Genomic DNA, 17,882 nt, shown 5'->3' with positions numbered 1-17,882 from the left:
CAGTAGGTCTCTAGCTTTCGCGTCCATCCGAGCAGTCCTCGCCCGGTCACCGCGCGGGGGTCCGGACCGGCCACCCCGGGTCCGCGGCCGCCGCCGTCGCCAGATCGGAGGTCGCCACCATGACCCTCGACGTGCCGCGCACCCGCCCCGGATCCGTCCCGGTCGAGCCCCGCCGCCCCGCCATGACGCTGCGCGACCGCTACACCGACACGGACGGCCGCGTGCAGCTCACCGGCGTCCAGGCCCTCGTGCGGCTGCCCCTCGACCAGCGTCGCGCCGACGCCGCCGCGGGGCTGCGCACCGGCGGCTACGTCTCGGGCTACGAGGGCTCGCCGCTGGCGGGCTACGACCTCGAGCTGCTCCGCAACCGCGAGCTCCTCGACGCGCACGGCGTCGTCGTCGCCCCCGGCCTGAACGAGGAGCTCGCCCTCACCGCGGTGCAGGGCACCCAGCTCGCGCCCGCGACGGGGGCCCTGCGCGACGACGTGGCCGACGGGATCACCGGCTACTGGTACGGCAAGGCGCCGGGGCTCGACCGGGCGACCGACGCCCTGCGCCACGCCAACCTCGCCGGCACCTCCGCCCACGGCGGCGCGCTCGCGATCGTCGGCGACGACCCCGCCGCCAAGTCCTCCTCGGTGCCCTGTGCCTCCGAGGCGGCGCTCGCCGACATGGCCGTGCCCGTCCTCTACCCGGCCGACGTCGCGGACGTCCTCGACCTCGGCCGCCACGCGGTCCACCTCTCGCGGATCTCCGGCTGCTGGGTGGGGCTGAAGATGGTCACCGCGGTGGCCGACGGCTCCGGCACCGTCGCGGTCGGGCCCGACCGGATCCAGCCCGTCGTGCCGGATCTCGAGATCGACGGGACGCCGTTCCGGCACGAACCGCACGCCACGCTCCTCGGCCCGCGTCTCGCGCCGCTCGAGCGCGACCTGCACCGGGCCCGGCTGGTCCTCGCCCGCCGCTACGCCGCGGCCAACCGGCTGGACACGATCGTCGGGCGGGGCCCGGCCCGCGTCGGGATCGTCGCGGCCGGCAAGAGCTGGCTCGACCTGCGCCAGGCCCTGGCGGCGCTGGGGCTCGACGACGACGAGTGCGCGCGCCGCGGCGTGCGGCTGCTGCGCGTCGGGATGCCCTGGCCGCTCGAGCCCGGCGTCGTCGACCACTTCGCGGACGGCCTCGACGAGATCGTCGTCGTCGAGGAGAAGCGCGCGTTCCTCGAGACCCAGATCAAGGAGCGCCTCTACGGGCGCCCGGGCGCGCCCGCGGTGCACGGCAAGCGCGACGACGCCGGGGTGCTCTTCGCCGAGCACGGCGACCTCGACCCGGACGCGGTGGCCGTGGGGCTCGCGCGGCGCCTCCTGGCGCACGGCGACGTGCCGTCGGTGCAGGCCTGGGACGCGCGCCGCCGGAGCCGTCGCACCCGCATCGACCTGCCGATCGCGGGGGCGAACCGCCAGCCGTTCTACTGCTCGGGCTGTCCCCACAACACGTCGACGACGTCGGCCCCCGAAGGCTCGCTGGTCGGGGCCGGGATCGGCTGCCACACGATGGTCATGCTGATGCCGGAGTCCCAGGTCGGCGGCGTCACCGGGCTGACCCAGATGGGCGGCGAGGGCGCGCACTGGCTGGGCACCGAGCCGTTCGCCGACCCGGCGAAGGCGTCGCACTGGGTGCAGAACATGGGCGACGGCACCTTCCACCACTCCGGGAGCCTCGCGATCCGCGCGGCCGTCGCCGCCGGCGCGCACATGACCTTCCGGCTGCTCCACAACGGCGCCGCGGCGATGACCGGGGGGCAGGACGCGGTCGGGGCGCTGCCGATGCCGGCGCTGGTCCGGGTGCTGCTCGACGAGGGCGTCGCGCGGGTCATCGTGACGACCGAGGACACGGCGCGCTACCGGCGGGTGCGGCTCGCCAAGGGCGTGGTGGTCTGGGACCGCTCCCGGATCGACGAGGCCCAGGAGCTCCTCGCGGCCACCCCGGGCGTCACCGTGCTGGTCCACGACCAGGAGTGCGCCGCCCAGAAGCGTCGCAAGCGCAAGCGCGGCACGCTGCCCGACCCGACCACCCGCGTCGTCATCAACGAGCGGGTGTGCGAGGGCTGCGGCGACTGCGGGCAGACCTCCAACTGCCTCTCGGTCACCCCGGTCGACACCGAGTTCGGGCGCAAGACCCGCATCCACCAGGCGTCCTGCAACAAGGACTACTCCTGCCTGGACGGCGACTGCCCGGCGTTCACCGTCGTCGAGCCCGGGGCAGCCCGGAGCACCGTCGCCGTCCCGCCGCTCGACGCCGCGTCGCTCCCGACCCCGGTCCGGACGGTGCGCGACGAGGCCGTCATCCGGCTGGCCGGCATCGGCGGCACCGGCGTCACCACGACCTCGCAGGTGCTCGCCGCCGCGGCCCGCATCGACGGGCGCCCGACCCGCGGGCTCGACCAGACCGGGCTCGCCCAGAAGGGCGGCGCCGTCGTCTCCGACGTCAAGCTCGGCGACGCCGAGGTCGCGGGACGGGCCGCCGCGGGGGAGGCCGACCTCTACCTGGGCGCCGACCTCCTGGTGGCGGCCGACCCGGTGTACCTGGCGGCCGCGTCGCCGCAGCGGACGGTCGCCGTCGTCTCCAGCGCCAAGATCCCGACCGGGGAGCAGGTCGTCGACCCGTCGGTGTCCTACCCGCCCGTCGACGCCGTCCTCGGGCGGATCCGGTCCGCGGTGCGCGCCGACGTCGGCGCGGTGCTCGACGCGCGGGCGCTGTCGGAGACGCTGTTCGGTGACGACCAGTTCTCCCTCTCGCTGCTCGTGGGAGCGGCCTTCCAGCTCGGTGCGCTGCCGCTGTCCGCGGCGGCGGTCGAGGCGGCCTTCGAGCTCAACGGCGCGGCGGTGGAGCGCAACGTCCAGGCGTTCCGCCGCGGGCGGCAGTCGGTGGCCGACCCGGCGGCGTTCGCGGCGCTGGTCGAGGAGGTGACCCGGCCGGCGCCGTCGGGGGTCCCGGGGCTGACGACGGCGGGTGCGGCGGCCGCGGCGGAGATCGTCGCGTCGATCGGGGCGCCCGCGGGCTCCGAGCTGGCCCGGCTCGTGGGGATCCGCGTGCCCGAGCTCGTCGCCTACCAGGACGCCGCCTACGCGCGGTCCTACGCCGCGGTGGTCGGCGGGCTCGTGGACGGCCCCGCCGCGCTGGCCGAGGCCGTCGCGGTCGGCCTGCACAAGCTCATGGCCTACAAGGACGAGTACGAGGTGGCGCGGCTGTCGACCGACCCCGCGTTCTCCGCCGGCGTCCGGGCCGAGTTCGGAGCCGACGCCCGGATCTCGTGGAAGCTGCACCCGCCGTCGTTGCGGGCGATGGGGCTGCGGCACAAGCTCACGCTCGGGCCGTGGTTCCGGCCGGCCTACTCGACGCTGCGGGCGATGCGCCGGCTGCGCGGCACGCCGCTCGACCCCTTCGGCCGCGCCGAGGTGCGGCGGGTGGAGCGGGCCCTCGTCGAGGAGTACCGGGCGCTCGTGCCGCGCCTTTCCGCGATGGCCGCCGACGGCGAGGTCGAGCGGGCGGTGCGGATCGCGGCCCTGCCGGACATGGTGCGGGGCTACGAGGGGGTCAAGCTCGCGAACGTGGCGCGCTACCGGGAGGCTCTGCGAGCCATGTGAACGGATGTGGTCGTCATGACGACCCGATCCGTTCACATGCGAAGCCCAACCAGTGCCGCCGCAGGGCCCGGCCGAGCGGCTCGACGTCGTCGTCCCAGGACGCCCCGGCCAGCATCGGGGCGTCCTGCCACGCGGCGCGGTTGCCGAACAGGAACGGCAGCTCGATGGTGTGGCAGGCGCCGAGACCGCTGTCGGGGGCGCGCCAGGAGAACCGGTAGGTGCTGACCGTGGTGCCCGCGGCCGCGGCCCGGGTGGCCAACCGGTCCGCGGGGCCGGCGAACACCCGCTGCGTGAGGAACCGGGACCCGAGGCCCACGAGCCCCGGCAGGCGCCGCTCCAGCGCGGCCAGCGGCGGCGCGATGCGCACGAAGGTGTTCGTCTCGTCGGCCGTCGTCCCGATGATCATGGGATGGCCGGAGTGGGCGGCGGCCACCCACGGGTCGCCGGCGGGCACCCCGACCAGCGGGTCGATGCCCGCGACCGGGGCGAACGCCGGCGCGGAGTTCACCCCGCCCGGCCCGGCGTGCCGGATCATCGTGCGCTTCTGCGCGCGCAGCAGCGTCCCGACGTCGACGGTGCGCGGGTCGGCCCCGGGCCCGGCGAGCTCGCGCAGGGCGTCGTCGACGAAGCCGGCCACCCGCGCCGCCGTGCGCTCCGTGCCGAGGCCGAGCCCGAACTGGCCGCTCTGCAGGATCACCCGCGCGAAGAGCGGTCGGTAGCGGGGCACGCTCATCAGGCACGCGATGGCGTGCGCCCCCGCGGACTCGCCCACGAGCGTCACCGCCCCGGGATCACCCCCGAACGCGGCGACGTGGTCGCGGATCCAGTGCAGGGCGGCGGCCAGGTCGAGCAGGCCGAGGTTGCCGGGGGACACCCCGGCCCGGCGCAGCCAGCCGAGGACCCCGAGCCGGTAGCCGACGCTCACCGTCACGACGTGGCCCTCGCGGACCAGGCGGGCGGTGTCGTACCAGGACAGCGAGGCCCCGCCGATGACGTAGGCGCCGCCGTGGATCCAGACGAGCACCGGGAGGCCGGCGCCCGGCACCGCGTCGAGCGGGGCCCGCACCGTCACCGCCAGGCAGTCCTCGTCCTGGCCGAGCTCGTCGGCGTCGGACGGCCCGGCCACCTGGTCCATCCGCGACGCCAGCTGCGGGCTCTGCGGGGCCGGCGTCCGGGCGTCCCGCACGCCCTCCCACGGCGGCTCGGGTTCGGGCGGCGCGAACCGGGCGGCGCGGGCGTAGGGCAGGCCGAGGAACTCGACCACGTCGCCGTCGGCGTGCACGCGGCCGCGCACCGCCCCCGACGGGGTGTCGACGACCACCGGCTCCAGCGCCGTCGAGGTCACCGGCGGCGCCCGTCGGAGGGCTCGTGGTCGGCGTCGTGCTCGCCGGCGGGGATGCGGGAGGTGCGGGCGACGTCGTCGTCCTCGTCCTCGCCGCCCTCGTCGTCCTGCTCCGCCTCGGAGTGCTGCGACTCCCGGGCCCGCTGGTCGTCGCGGAAGCGCTGGTAGGCGACCTCCTCGTCGTCGTACCCCGTGCCGTCGTCCTGGTCGGCGGGCGACTGCTCGTACTCGAAGTACTCGGTGAACTCGGCGTCGAGGATGTCGTCGTCGGGGTCGTACGGCGCGTACATCCGCGTCTCCTGCTCCGCCGCCCGGTGCTCCTCGACGGCCTCCTCGGCCAGGTCGGGGTCCTCGGGGACGAGCGGGTCCTCCTCGGGGTGCGACTCGTCGTAGGCGAGCTGCTCCCGGGTGCGCTGGGCCAGGTAGAGCCCGCCGCCGGCGAGGACACAGAGGACCCCGAAGACGGCGAACCCCGCGGAGTGCAGCAGGAGCGCGGCGAAGAGCCCGACGAGCCCGAACACCGCCCAGGCGATCGCGACGACCACGAGCTTGGGCACGCGCCCGTCCCCGGTCGAGTACCCGAGGGGTCCGCCGAGGTCGTCGGGGTCGCCGGCGCGCGTCATGTCGTGAAGCCCGCCTTCTTCGCCCGCTCGAAGGACGCCTCGATCTCCTTCTCCGCCGCCGACCGGCCGACCCACTCGTGGCCCTCGACCTGCTTGTCGGGCTCGAGCGCCTTGTAGACCTCGAAGAAGTGCTGGATCTCCATGCGGTGGTACTGGTCGAGGTGGTGGATGTCGCGCAGGTGCTCCAGGCGCGGGTCGTCCACCGGGACGCAGAGCACCTTGTCGTCGCCGCCGGCCTCGTCGGTCATGCGGAACATGCCGATCGCCCGGCTCCGGACGAGGCAGCCCGGGAAGGTGGGTTCCTCGACGAGGACGAGGGCGTCCAGCGGGTCGTCGTCCTGGCCGAGGGTGTCCTCGATGAAGCCGTAGTCGGCCGGATACTGGGTCGCGGTGAAGAGCGTCCGGTCGAGGCGCAACTTGCCCGAGGAGTGATCGAGCTCGTACTTGTTCCGGCTGCCCCGAGGCACCTCGACGAAGACGTCGAAATCCACGCCCTGCTCCTGTCCCGTCACCGTTCGTGTGGGGACACAGTGTGACGTGGACCGCGCCCGGGGGCCAGCCCGCCGCGCTCAGCGATGCGCGGCGGCCACCGCACGGCCGAACCGGTCGCCGAGGTCGGCGGCCTCGGCCCGGACCGCGGGGTCGAGCGCGTTGGCGCCCGGGCCGGCGAGGTAGTCCTCGTCGGGGCCCACGACGACGACCTCGGCCCCGGTCCCGCGGACCTCGGCGATCTCGTCCTCGAGGCCGCGCATCCCGCCGACGGCCGGCACGATCATCGGCGCGAGCACGACGACGCGGTCGTGTCCCGCGGCCAGTGGCGCGTGGGCGAGCGACGCGACGCCGCCGTCCATGTAGACGTGGTCGCCGATCGGCACCACCGGCCAGATGCCGGGCACCGCGCAGCTCGCGGTCACCGCGTCGTCCAGCGCCACCGCGCTCGCGGCGTCGAGGACCGCGACCTCGCCGCTGTGCGCGTCGACGGCCGTGATGCGCAGCGGGGTGCGGGGCCAGTCGTGCACCGGGAGCCGGGCGGACACCGAGGCGGCCCGCCCGGGGGCCTCGTCGGGGTCCACGCCACGCGCGAACTCCCCGGCCGCGCGCCGGGCCGCGAGCGGGTCGTGCGTCAGGGCGGGGTCGGCCATCTTCGCGAACAGGGCCTCGAAGTCCACGGTGCGGGGGAGCTCGGTGGTGCTGGGCGCGTGCTGCGTCGCCCAGGCGTCCTCGAGGTCCCAGCCGGGGCCGCGGTCGGCGCCCGCGGCGACCATCGTGCCGACGACCGAGCCCGCCGAGGTCCCGACGACGAGGGCGGGCGCGTCGAGCGCGCGCGCCAGGCTCCCGCCCGCGGCGCGCAGGCCGTGCAGGACGCCGATCTCCCAGGCGATGCCGGCGACGCCGCCCCCGGCCAGGACGAGTGCGGTCGTCCCGGTCCGGGGTGCGCGGTCGTCGGGGGTGGTGCTCTCCGCTCTCGTCACGATCACCGACGCTAGCGGGAGGGACCGACTCAGGCCTGCTTGATGGCCGAGATGTCGAACTCGAGCCCGACCTTCTCGCTCACCAGCACGCCACCGGTCTCGAGCGCGGCGTTGAAGGTGATGCCGTAGTCCTTGCGGCTGATCGTGGTCGAGCCCTCGAAGCCGGCGCGGATGTTGCCGAACGGGTCCTTCGCCAGCCCGGTGAACTCGAAGTCCACGGTGACGGGGGCCGTGACGTCGCGGATCGTCAGGTCGCCGGTGATGCGCCAGACGTCGTCGCCGGCCTTCTCGACCTGCGTCGACCGGAAGGTGATCTCCGGGTAGACCTCGACGTTGAGGAAGTCCTCGCTGCGGACGTGCCCGTCGCGCTGCTCCTGGCTCGAGTCGAAGCTGGCGGCCTGGATGACGATCTCGGTCGTCGAGCCGGCCGGGTTCGCGTCGTCGATGCGGGCGGAGCCGCGGAACTCCCCGAACTGCCCCCGGACCTTCGTGACCATGGCGTGCCGGGCGGTGAAGCCGATCCGGCTGTGCGCCGGGTCGATCTGGTAGTCGCCGGCGAGCGTCAGGGCCGGCGCGGTCTCGGTGGTCTCGGTCATGGTGTCCTCCACGCTTGAAGCATCAACTGACTGTCGTGGACGAGCCTAACACTGAAGCTTCAAGCTTCAACTATCGGGTCTGTGACAGCGGTCACAGAGAAGGGGGTGGTTCGTCAGGCGGCGCTCGGCAGCGGCCCGCCGACGACGACGCGGCCCGACCACCGGGCTCGCAGCGCGCGGGCGAACGTCTCGGCGCCGACGCCGAGCACGTGGATCACCAGGCGGTCGCCGGCCAGACCGGTCGCGCTCGTCGCGAACCGCGCCACGGCCTCGACGTCCCAGGCGCGGGCCCGGATCGGGACCGCCACCTCGACCCGCGTGGTGGCGAGCAGGACGGCGAGGGCCTGCGCCGTCGTCGGCCAGTGCCGGGCCCGGGGGGCTCCGGCCTCGGCAGTGGGGACGACGACGGTGTCGGCGCCCGATCGCTCGGCCTCGCGCGCCTCGTCGAGCATCGCGTCGAGGTCGCGGCTGCCGCCGGCGGGGTCCACGAGGCCGTGGCCGACGGGGTCCAGTGCCACGGTGCGCCCGGTCGTCGGGGCCGGCCTGTCGGTGGTGATGCTCATGGGGAAGGGCTCCTCGGCGGAGTGGATCGGGCGGGCACGCGGGGGCGACCGGGGCCCGGGAGCGCTGCGCCGGAGCGGGCGGCCGACGAGGGGCCGGAGGAGCCGGAACGGGCGCGCGGGAGGGCGCGATCAGCCGTGGCGGCGACAGAACTCGTCGAACGCGTCGAGGCGGCGGCTCGGCCAGAACCGCTCGAGGTCCTCCCGCGACGACGACACACGCCAGTCATACACCGCGCCCGCGCGCCGGGGCCACCCTCCGGTGGTCCACGTCCCACCGCCCGTCGCCCTACCGTGGCCGGGTGATCCGCTCCGCCGTCCTCGACGAGATGACGCCGCGCGAGGTCTACGAGGTGCTCGCCCTGCGGGTCGCGGTGTTCGTGGTCGAGCAGGAGTGTGCGTACCCGGAACTGGACGGCCGGGACCTCGAGCCGGGCGCGGTCCACTGGTCCAGTCGCGACGACGACGGCGTCCTCACCGCCTACCTGCGCGTGCTCGTCGAGCCGGGCACGGGCCACCGCATCGGCCGCGTCGTGACCGCGCCCGCGACGCGCGGGACGGGGGCCGGCGCCGCGCTGGTGCTGGCGGCGCTCGCGACGCTGCCCGGGCCGGTGGTCCTCGGCGCCCAGGTCCGGGTCCGCGGCTTCTACGAGCGCCTCGGGTTCGCCGTCTGCGGCGGCGAGTACGACGAGGACGGCATCCCGCACGTCCCGATGCTCAGGGCGTCCACAGGCGCCGTTCAGGAACCAGGGGGATCGTCGGGGATGTGCTGACCGTCCTGTTGTTCCTCCTCGTCGTCGGTGGACTCATCGCGCTGGCCGTCTCGCGCCGCTCGCCCCGGGCCGTCGGGGCGGGAGCGCCCGCCGGCGGGACCGGCTCGGGCGCGTCCGACGTGGACGCCGAGGCCGAGGCGCGGCGCTGGTACGACCGCCTCGGCGGCCAGGTGCTCTCGCTCAGCGGGACCGACGAGCCCTCCCGCCAGGCCCTTGCGGACGCCTCCGAGCGCTACACCGCGGCCGGCTCGCAGCTCGCGTCGGCCTCGACCCCGGGGCAGTACCGGCTGGTCACCGACACCGCGCTCGAGGGCCTGCACTTCGTGCGGGCCGCGCGGACCGCGATGGGGATGGACCCCGGCCCGGACCTGCCGTCGTCCTCCGACCGGGCGCGGGCCGGCGAGCTCGCCGGGGAGCGCCGTGTCGACGTCGACGGCCGGACCGTGACCGGCTCGCCGGACCCGTCGGCGCAGAACTCGCACTACTACCCGGGCGGCACCGTCGCCGGCCGGCCGGTGGCCGCCGGCTGGTACTCCGAGCCGTGGTGGAAGCCGATGCTGCTCGGCGGTGTGGGCGCGGTCGGGGGTGTCCTGCTCGCGGACGCGCTCTTCTCGGGCTTCGGTGGTGGGTTCGACGGCGGCGGGTTCGGCGGTGGTGGGTTCGACGGTGGTGGGTTCGACGGTGGCTGGGGCGGCGGGGGCTTCGACGGCGGCTGGGACGGCGGCGGCTTCGATGGTGGCGGCGGCTTCGACGGCGGGGGCCTCTTCGACAACTGGTGACGGTTCACCGGCGTCGCAGGTGCGCTTGGTCCGGTCTTGACCTCCCCCGGTCCGACCTGCGAGATCCGATACGCCTGACTTCGGAGGGTGATTACCCGGCTACGCTCCGCGCCGCCTCGGGCGGAGCGGCCGCCCGGCGTCGGGGAAGGGGGACGCTCCATGCGTCCGACGAGCACGCTCCGTACGAAGATCGGTGTCGCCCTGGGACTGGCCGTGGCGGCGTCGCTGGGCACGGCGGGCGCGGCCTCGGCCGCTCCCGCCCCGGCGCCGACGCCGACCGCGGGCGCCGACGGCGGCCAGCAGGTCCACCACGGTGCCCGCGGGGCGGCCGGTGAGAAGGCGGTCGGCCAGAAGGCCGCCGGGCAGCGCGCCGTGGGGGAGAAGGCCGCCGGTCAGAAGGCGGCCGGAGCTCAGGCGGGCGGTGAGAAGGCGGCCGGCCAGCGGGCCGCCGGTGAGAAGGCGGCCGGGCAGAAGGCCGTGGGCGAGAAGGCGGCCGGCCAGCGGGCCGGCGGTGAGAAGGCGGCCGGGCAGAAGGCCGTGGGCGAGAAGGCGGCCGGCCAGCGGGCCGCCGGTGAGAAGGCCGTCGGCCAGGCCGGCGGCGAGCGCGTGGCTCGCCACCGGGCGGACGGCGTCCGCGAGGCGGCCGCGCCGCGCCAGGCCGACCGCGCCGCGGCGCCCGGCGCCCACCGGGCCGCCCAGCGCTAGTCGGCGAGCGACGCGAGGACCGCGCCGACGCAGCGGAGCGCCCTGCTCCGGCTGGACCGTGCGGCTCACCGGGCCGCCGACCCCAGGCAGTCGATCATGGAATCGGGCACGCCGTCGGACCCCCGGACGGTGTGTCGGGCCCGTGATCGACTGCCCGGGGGTCGGCGGACGTGACGGCCGAGTGGGCTCCCTCGGCTCCGGCCGCGACCCTGGCGGTCCACTCGGTGGGAACTGCGACGAACACCGGTTCCCCAGTGGACCGCCACGGTCGGCCGGGCCGCCCTCGCAGCCCACTCGGCCGCCTCAGCCGCCCCGCCGTGACCCCGGCGGGCGCCGGGTGGACCTCCACGGCTCCGGCCGCGACCCTGGCGGTCCACTCGGTGGGAACTGCGACGAACACCGGTTCCCCAGTGGAGCACCATGGTCGGCCGGGCCGCCCTCGCAGCCCACTCGGCCGCCTCGACCGTCCCTCTCGGGCCAACCCACGGCGGGCATCCCCGCCGACGGTCCCGGCATCGACGGGACGCAATTAGTAGGTACTGCCAGTAACACGAACCGCCGGGCCCGCCCACGACTCGTACCGTGGTATGACGTGGGTTCCCCTGCATCGGCCTGGACGATCGACCGTCTGGCCTCGCATGCCGGGATGACGGTGCGCAACGTGCGTGCTCACGCGGCCCGTGGCCTCCTCCCGCCGCCCCGGATGCAGGGCCGGACCGGCTTCTACGGGGCCGAGCACCTGGCCCGCCTGGAGCTCATCACCCACCTGCAGTCCGAGGGGTTCTCGCTCGCGGCGATCGAGCGGCTGGTGGAGGCGACGCCCAACCAGACGGCCGAGCGGGCCCTCTCGCAGTACCTCGAGATGCTCATGCCCTGGCAGGCCGAGCCCCCCGTCGACATGCCCCGCGACGAGTTCGCCTCGTGGATCGGGGTCGAGCCCGCGGACTACGACCTGCTCGTCGGGGCCGGCCTCATCACCGACCTCGGCGAGGGCGCGATCCGGGTCCACAGCCCCGGGATGGTGCGCGCCGGCGCGGAGGCGGTGCGGCTGGGGCTGCCGCTGGACGCGCTCCTGCGCACGCGGCAGATCGTGCTCGGGCACGTCACGGAGGTCGCGGACGACTTCGTCGACCTCTTCCGGCGCACGGTCTGGCAGGGGTTCGTCGCCGAGGGTCTGCCGGCCGACCGGTTCGAGGAGATCCGCGACGTCGTGGCGAAGCTCCAGCCGGTCGCGGCGCAGACCGTCATGTCGGCGTTCCGCGAGACGATGCCGCGCGCGGTGGGGGAGCTCGTCCGCGAGGCGTCCCGCATCCTGGGTGAGGACGATCTTCCGGATCGTGGATGACATCCCGCGATGTCATATGACACGGCGGGATGTTTCGATGTGCCCCTGATGGGTCAATCTCGGGCCACGTGCCCCCGGTCACTCCGGTGGACGTGTCCCCGGCGACGAAGCGGAGGCGACGTGAACGATTCCTCGGCGAGGCTCCCCCGGCCGGTGCAGCGCCTGCGCGCGGCCGCGTCCCGTTTCACCACGCCGCTGCTCCCCGACGACTACCTGACGCTCCTCAACCCGCTGTGGTCGGCGCGGGAGCTGCGGGGGAAGGTCGTCAAGGTCGTCCCCGAGACCGACGACGCCGCCACCCTCGTCATCAAGCCCGGCTGGGGCTGGTCGTTCGACCACCAGCCCGGGCAGTACGTGGGCATCGCGGTCCAGGTCGACGGCCGCTTCCACTGGCGCTCGTACTCGCTGACCTCGCCGCCCAAGCGCGACGCCGGCCACCTCTCGGTGACGATCAAGGCCCAGCCCGAGGGCTTCCTGTCCCAGCACCTCGTCCGGGGCGTCGCGCCCGGGACGATCGTGCGGCTCGCCCCGCCGCAGGGTGACTTCGTCCTCCCCGAACCGCCACCGAAGAAGATCCTGTTCCTCACCGCGGGCAGCGGGATCACGCCGATCATGGCCTTCCTCCGGACGCTGGACCGTCGCCGGACCATGCCCGACGTCGTCGTGATCCACTCCGCGCCCGATCCCGACCACTTCCTGTTCTCCGACGAGCTGGAGGACCTCGACACCCGGTACTCGTCGATCACCGTGGTGCGGCGCCACACCTCCGAGGACGGCCACCTCGACCTGCACGACCTCTCGGACGTCTGCCCCGACTGGACCGACCGCGAGGCCTGGGTGTGCGGGCCGAACGCGATGCTCGACGACGCCGAGGAGGTCTGGAAGGACGCCGGCCTCGAGGACAAGCTGCACGTCGAGCGGTTCTCGGCGAACCTCGCGGGCGGCGAGACCGAGGGCGGCACCGTCACCTTCTCCCAGTCGGAGAAGGAGATCGAGATCGACGGCGCGACGACGCTGCTGGAGGCCGGCGAGGAGGCGGGCCTGCAGCTGCCGTTCGGCTGCCGCATGGGCATCTGCCACACCTGCGTGGTCCCGCTGCGCTCCGGCACGGTGCGCGACCTCCGCGACGGCACCGAGCACCACGCCGACGGCTCCGGCGGCCAGAGCTGGGACGCCGTCAAGATCCAGACGTGCATCTCCGCCGCCGCGGGCGACTGCGTCGTCGACGCCTGAGAAGAACGACCGGAAGCAACGAGGGGAGACGGCCGTGGCCATCAGGGACGTCAAGGAGTTCGCGCACCTCAGCCAGGAGGACGTCGAGGCTCTGGGTCGGGAGTTCGACCAGATCCGGTCCGACATCGAGGAGTCGCGCGGCGACGCCGACGCCGCGTACATCCGGCGGCTCATCACCGTCCAGCGGCGGCTCAACGTCGCGGCGCGGGTCGCGATGTTCGGCTCGAACCGGAAGTCGCTCTGGTTCGCCGGCGTCGCCATGCTCTCGGTGGCCAAGATCCTCGAGAACATGGAGATCGGCCACAACGTCATGCACGGCGAGTGGGACTGGATGAACGATCCGGAGATCCACTCGTCGACGTGGGAGTGGGACAACGTCTGCCCCGCCGACCAGTGGAAGCACTCCCACAACTACCTCCACCACACGTACACGAACGTCATCGGCAAGGACAAGGACGTCGGGTACGAGATCCTCCGCGTCCGCTCCGACCAGCCGTGGCACCCGTACTACCTGGTGCAGCCGGTCGTGAACACGATCCTCATGCTGTTCTTCGAGTACGGCGTCTCGCTGCACGACCTCGACATCGAGGGGCTGCGCAAGCAGGAGATCGAGGACCCGGACGAGTTCAAGCGCAAGCTGGCCGACATCGCGCGCAAGCAGGCCCGCCAGATCGGCAAGGACTACGTGCTCTTCCCGGCGCTGACCGGGCCGAACTTCGTGCCGACCGCCGTCGCGAACTTCACGGCGAACCTCGTCCGCAACATCTGGTCGTACGCGATCATCTTCTGCGGGCACTTCCCCGACGGCGCCGAGGTGTTCACCGAGGAGGAGCTGGAGAACGAGACGCAGGGCGAGTGGTACCTGCGCCAGCTGCTCGGGTCGGCCAACTTCACCGGCAACCGGCTGATGCACATCATGTCGGGCTCGCTCGGCTACCAGATCGAGCACCACCTCTACCCGGACCTGCCCTCGAACCGGTACCCGGAGATCGCCGAGCGGGTCCGCGCGCTGTGCGAGAAGTACGAGCTGCCCTACACCACCGGGCCCTTCCCGCGGCAGTTCTGGCAGGCCACCCGGTCCATCTGGCGGCTCTCGCTGCCCGCGAAGAAGCTCCGCGAGGCCAATCAGCGCCGCCAGGAGCTCGGTCTCCCGCGCCCCGGGGCCGCGAAGTCCACCGGCCCGGACAGGATGGAGACCCCGCAGCGTCCGCCGATGCCGACGAACACCCCCGGGATGCCGGCCGACTCCGCGTCGGAGAGCTGACGCCTCGGCCACACCACCCACCCGGGGCACGGCCGCCTGGTTACCGTCGGGAGCCGTGAGGGCCGGGACGTCGAGCAGTGCGCCCGGGCCCGCGGATGCGTCCGCGGGCCCGACGGCGGATGCGGCCGACCCCACGGCGGAGGCGCCCGGCCGCGTGGCCTTCCGCACCAAGGTGATCGCGGGCGCGCTGATCGTGGTGTCGAACCTGGTCGGCGCGGGGCTCCTCGTGGCGCTGGCCGCATGGGTCCTGCCGTTCCGGGCGCTCGTCGCCGACGAGGCCGAGGTGCTGCGAATCAACCTCGTGCTGTTCGCCGTGTATGCGCCGGTCGGCGCGGCCATGGCGTTCGCCTTCGGGTGGTCGTGGATGCGGATCCCCGAACCGCCGGGGCCGCGGGCGACCGACGCCGACCGGGAACGCCACCGTCGGCGGGCGCGGCGGGTGGTGCTGCGCGCGCCGCTGCGCCTGGCGGTGGTGCAGGCGGTCCCGTGGGTCTTCGGCGTGGTGCTGTTCACCGCGATCAACGCGCGGTGGTCGGCCGTGCTCGCCGGGGCGGTCGCGGCGATGATCGCGCTGGGCGGGGTGACCACCGTGACCGTCGCCTACCGGATGACCGAGCTCGCCCTGCGGCGCGAGGTCGCGCGGGTGTTCGTGCTCGAGCCGCCCAGCGAGAACGGCCTGCCCGGCGTGGCGGTGCGCTCGCTCGGGACCTGGGTGATGGGCACCGGGGCGCCGCTGCTCGGCGTCGTCATCGCCGCCGCGACGTCCCTGGTGTACGCGGACTACTTCACCGTGACCCGGCTGGGCCTCGTCACGCTGGTGCTGACGCTGTTGGCGCTCGCGGTCGGCTTCCTCGTCACCGCGCTGACCTCGACCTCGCTCGCCGCCTCGGTGCTCGCCGTGCGCCGCGCGCTGCGGCGCGTCGAGGACGGCGACCTCGACGTCACCGTCGAGGTCTCCGACACCACCGAGCTCGGCCTGCTGCAGTCCGGGTTCAACACGATGGTGGCCGGGCTGCGGGAACGGGACCGGGTGCGGGAGCTGTTCGGCCAGCAGGTCGGGGAGGACGTCGCGGCGGCCGCCGTCGCCGGCGAGGTCGAGCTCGGCGGGGAGGTCCGCGAGGTCGCGGTGCTGTTCGTGGACCTCGTCGGGTCCACCAGGCTGGCCGCCACCCGGCCGCCCCAGGAGGTCATGGCGCGCCTGAACCGCTTCTTCTCCGAGGTGGTCGACGTCGTCGAGGGGCACGACGGCTGGATCAACAAGTTCGAGGGCGACGCCGCCCTCGCGGTCTTCGGGGCGCCCACCGACCACGACGACGCCGCCGGCGCGGCCCTCGCCGCCGCGCGGGGCCTCGCCGAACTGCTGCGGGAGATCGGGGTGCGGGCCGGGATCGGCGTCTCGGCCGGTGAGGCGGTCGCGGGCAACATCGGCGTCGCGCGGCGCTACGAGTACACCGTGATCGGCGACCCGGTGAACGAGGCGGCACGGCTCTGCGACCTCGCCAAGACCAGCCCCGAGCGGGTCGTCGCGTCGGGCGCCGCGCTGGCGCGGGCCCGGGACGCCGAGGCCGAGCGGTGGCGGGTGACCGGGACGCAGCGGCTGCGCGGGCGGCGCGCCGACACCGAGATCGTCGTGCCCGTCGGCCGCGACGACGGTCCGGACGCGGCCGAGGTGTCCGGAACGGCACGGTCGGGGATCACCCGCCGTTAGGGTCCACCCTCGTGACGAGTGCGGGGGCGACACCGTCGGGTCGGGGTGCGCAGCGCTTCGTCATCTGCGGGGACAACCTGCTCACCCTGCGCATGGTCCAGGCGCTGCGCCGGCAGGGCAGCCTCACCGCCGAGATCGTCGTCGTGGTCGCCGACCGCACCGGCCGCTACGTCGACCAGATCGAGGCGGCGCCGGGAGTGCGGGTGGTCGAGGGCGGCCGCTCCGACGACGACCGCACCTTCCTCGCCGCCGGGGTGCGCGGGGCGACGGCGGTCGCGCTCGTCGACCGCGAGGACGTCACCAACATCCACCGCGCGCTGCGGGTCCAGGAGATCGACCCGGACGTCCGGCTGGTCGTACGGCTGTTCAACACCCGCCTCGGCCGGCGCATCGAGCAGATCCTCCCGACGGCGACGGTGCTGTCGGTCTCGGAGACCGCGGCGCCGTCGTTCGTCGCGCAGGCGATCGGGCGCAACACCCGCCAGCACGTGCGGGTGCCCGACCGCACCTTCGTGGTGGCCGGCCGCCGCGAGGTGCGCGACGAGGCCGTGGTGTGCGGGCTGGCCGCGAACTCGCAGCTCGGGGCCCGCGGCGGGCCCCGGCTGCTGCCCGACCCGGCCGGCGAGGACACCGCCGACTACGTGCTCGCCGTCGCGGAGAACCGTGCCCGGGCGACCGACCAGCTCTCCCGGCCCCGCACCGAACGCCTGCGCAACGCCGTGGGCCGCGTCGTGCTGCGTCTTCGCGGGACGTTCACGCGGCGTCTGGCGCGGGCGACGCTCGCCCTGGTCGGGCTGTTCATCCTCGGCACGGCGGCGTTCGCGACGGCGGGCGGCTACAGCGTCGGCGACGCCATCTACCTCGCGGTCCTCGACTCCGCGGGCGCCGCCCAGCCCGACACCGGGGCCAGCACCGCCGTGCAGGTGATCCAGGGCTTCGTCACGGTGGTCGGGATCGCGATCATCCCGCTGGTGACCGCGGTCGTGGTGGAGAGCGCGGTGAGCGGCCGGGTGGTCGGCGTCGCCCCGCGGCGCATGCCGCGCCGCGACCACGTCGTCGTCGTGGGCCTGGGCAACGTCGGGATCCGCATCGTCACCACGCTGCGCGAGCGGGGCGTGCCGGTGGTGGCGGTCGAGCGCAGCGAGGACGCCGTCGGGGCGTCGGCCGCCGCCCGGGCGGGGGTGCCCGTGGTCCTCGGCGACGCGACCCGCGAGCGGGTGCTGCGCGAGGCCGGGGCGGAGGAGTGCCGGGCGCTGGTCACGGTGACCAGCGACGACGCGACGAACCTGCAGGCGGCGCTCGTCGGGCGCTCGGTGCAGCGCTCGGTGCGGGTGGTGCTGCGGCTGCGCGACGACGACCTCGCGGCCCGGGTCGAGCGGAGCATGGACGCCATCTCGCGCAGCGTCTCCTACGTCGCCGCGCCGGTGTTCGCCGCGGCGCTGCGCGACGGGCAGGTGCTCGCGACGATCCCGGTCGGGCGCCGCATCCTGCTCATGGCCGAGGTGACGGTGGGGCGCGCGTCGTTCATGGCGGGGCTGACGATCGGCGCGCTCGTCGAGACCGGGGCCGTGCGCATCGTCGGGGTGTACCGCGGCGCCGGCCCCGAGGCCGTGCTCGAGCTGCCGCCCCGGCCGCGTCGTCACCTCAAGGTCGGCGACCGGCTGCTCGTCGTCGCGACCCGCGGCGGGCTGGGCACGGTCCTCGAACGGTGCGCCTCGCGGTCGGTGCGCGAGGGGACCGGCAACGGTGTGGTCGGCCCGCCGGCGGTGCTGCCCCGCGACCGCGTCGAGGGCATGCTGGCGCCGTAGGTGCGCTGCGCGCTTGTGAGCACTAAGTGC

General features: G+C 74.7%; 15 protein-coding genes. 9 read left to right on the top strand and 6 right to left on the bottom strand.

The genetic code is table 11. The annotated features are described in order from the left end of the window. Positions 1 to 119: 119 nt before the first annotated feature. A complete protein-coding gene (locus tag HH311_RS27920) occupies positions 120 to 3,644 on the top strand; it encodes an indolepyruvate ferredoxin oxidoreductase family protein (protein WP_169186998.1) in 3,525 nt (1,174 codons plus the stop codon). Between the two features lie 13 nt (positions 3,645 to 3,657). Here the strand turns inward: HH311_RS27920 and HH311_RS27915 are convergent, their stop codons facing one another. The 6 genes from HH311_RS27915 to HH311_RS27890 form a co-directional block, all read right to left on the bottom strand. Next, entirely contained in the window at positions 3,658 to 4,989 is a 1,332-nt protein-coding gene (locus tag HH311_RS27915) for a carboxylesterase family protein (RefSeq protein WP_169186997.1), read from the bottom strand. After that, positions 4,986 to 5,609 carry a hypothetical protein gene (locus tag HH311_RS27910; protein WP_169186996.1) on the bottom strand — a complete coding sequence of 208 codons (624 nt, stop codon included), beginning with the start codon at positions 5,607 to 5,609 and terminating at the stop codon, positions 4,986 to 4,988. Before HH311_RS27910 ends, HH311_RS27915 begins: the two co-directional genes overlap by 4 nt. After that, complete coding sequence (locus HH311_RS27905; RefSeq protein ID WP_169186995.1) at positions 5,606 to 6,100, bottom strand: inorganic diphosphatase; 495 nt, start codon at positions 6,098 to 6,100, stop codon at positions 5,606 to 5,608. The genes HH311_RS27910 and HH311_RS27905 overlap by 4 nt, the downstream gene beginning before the upstream one ends. Positions 6,101 to 6,178: 78 nt before the next feature. Continuing rightward, positions 6,179 to 7,081, bottom strand: a complete 903-nt coding sequence (locus tag HH311_RS27900; RefSeq protein ID WP_169186994.1) for a patatin-like phospholipase family protein — start codon at positions 7,079 to 7,081, stop codon at positions 6,179 to 6,181. Positions 7,082 to 7,110: 29 nt separating this feature from the next. Next, positions 7,111 to 7,677, bottom strand: a complete 567-nt coding sequence (locus HH311_RS27895) for a YceI family protein (RefSeq protein ID WP_169186993.1) — start codon at positions 7,675 to 7,677, stop codon at positions 7,111 to 7,113. A 113-nt stretch (positions 7,678 to 7,790) separates the two neighbouring features. After that, entirely contained in the window at positions 7,791 to 8,240 is a 450-nt protein-coding gene (locus tag HH311_RS27890; protein ID WP_169186992.1) for a hypothetical protein, read from the bottom strand. 299 nt (positions 8,241 to 8,539) lie between these two features. Between HH311_RS27890 and HH311_RS27885 the strand changes: the two genes are divergently transcribed. From HH311_RS27885 to HH311_RS33605, 8 genes are all read left to right on the top strand, one after another. After that, a complete protein-coding gene (locus tag HH311_RS27885) occupies positions 8,540 to 9,010 on the top strand; it encodes a GNAT family N-acetyltransferase (RefSeq protein WP_312030454.1) in 471 nt (156 codons plus the stop codon). Then, entirely contained in the window at positions 9,004 to 9,789 is a 786-nt protein-coding gene (locus HH311_RS27880; protein WP_169186991.1) for a hypothetical protein, read from the top strand. Before HH311_RS27885 ends, HH311_RS27880 begins: the two co-directional genes overlap by 7 nt. A 159-nt stretch (positions 9,790 to 9,948) precedes the next feature. Next, complete coding sequence (locus HH311_RS27875) at positions 9,949 to 10,494, top strand: hypothetical protein (RefSeq protein ID WP_169186990.1); 546 nt, start codon at positions 9,949 to 9,951, stop codon at positions 10,492 to 10,494. Positions 10,495 to 11,086: 592 nt separating this feature from the next. Next, entirely contained in the window at positions 11,087 to 11,839 is a 753-nt protein-coding gene (locus HH311_RS27870; protein ID WP_169186989.1) for a MerR family transcriptional regulator, read from the top strand. A gap of 120 nt (positions 11,840 to 11,959) precedes the next feature. Beyond that, complete coding sequence (locus tag HH311_RS27865) at positions 11,960 to 13,072, top strand: ferredoxin reductase (RefSeq protein ID WP_312030453.1); 1,113 nt, start codon at positions 11,960 to 11,962, stop codon at positions 13,070 to 13,072. Between the two features lie 34 nt (positions 13,073 to 13,106). Beyond that, entirely contained in the window at positions 13,107 to 14,336 is a 1,230-nt protein-coding gene (locus HH311_RS27860) for a fatty acid desaturase (protein ID WP_169186987.1), read from the top strand. Between the two features lie 55 nt (positions 14,337 to 14,391). Continuing rightward, positions 14,392 to 16,044 (top strand): adenylate/guanylate cyclase domain-containing protein, encoded by a 1,653-nt coding sequence (locus HH311_RS27855; protein WP_312030452.1) that lies wholly within the window; start codon positions 14,392 to 14,394, stop codon positions 16,042 to 16,044. Between the two features lie 11 nt (positions 16,045 to 16,055). Beyond that, complete coding sequence (locus HH311_RS33605) at positions 16,056 to 17,852, top strand: NAD-binding protein (RefSeq protein ID WP_169186986.1); 1,797 nt, start codon at positions 16,056 to 16,058, stop codon at positions 17,850 to 17,852. Positions 17,853 to 17,882: the final 30 nt, after the last annotated feature.

It is taken from the genome of Actinomycetospora sp. TBRC 11914, from assembly GCF_012933465.1.
In the GTDB taxonomy this organism is placed as follows: Bacteria; Actinomycetota; Actinomycetes; order Mycobacteriales; family Pseudonocardiaceae; genus Actinomycetospora.
This window is presented reverse-complemented; position numbering and strand designations above follow the sequence as displayed.

Excerpts from the sequence above, each read along its gene's own strand:
- HH311_RS27920 (WP_169186998.1), top strand. The coding sequence starts at position 120 with ATGACCCTCGACGTGCCGCGCACCCGCCCCGGATCCGTCCCGGTCGAG.
- HH311_RS27910 (WP_169186996.1), bottom strand. The coding sequence starts at position 5,609 with ATGACGCGCGCCGGCGACCCCGACGACCTCGGCGGACCCCTCGGGTAC.
- HH311_RS27895 (WP_169186993.1), bottom strand. The coding sequence starts at position 7,677 with ATGACCGAGACCACCGAGACCGCGCCGGCCCTGACGCTCGCCGGCGAC.
- HH311_RS27890 (WP_169186992.1), bottom strand. The coding sequence starts at position 8,240 with ATGAGCATCACCACCGACAGGCCGGCCCCGACGACCGGGCGCACCGTG.
- HH311_RS27875 (WP_169186990.1), top strand. The coding sequence starts at position 9,949 with ATGCGTCCGACGAGCACGCTCCGTACGAAGATCGGTGTCGCCCTGGGA.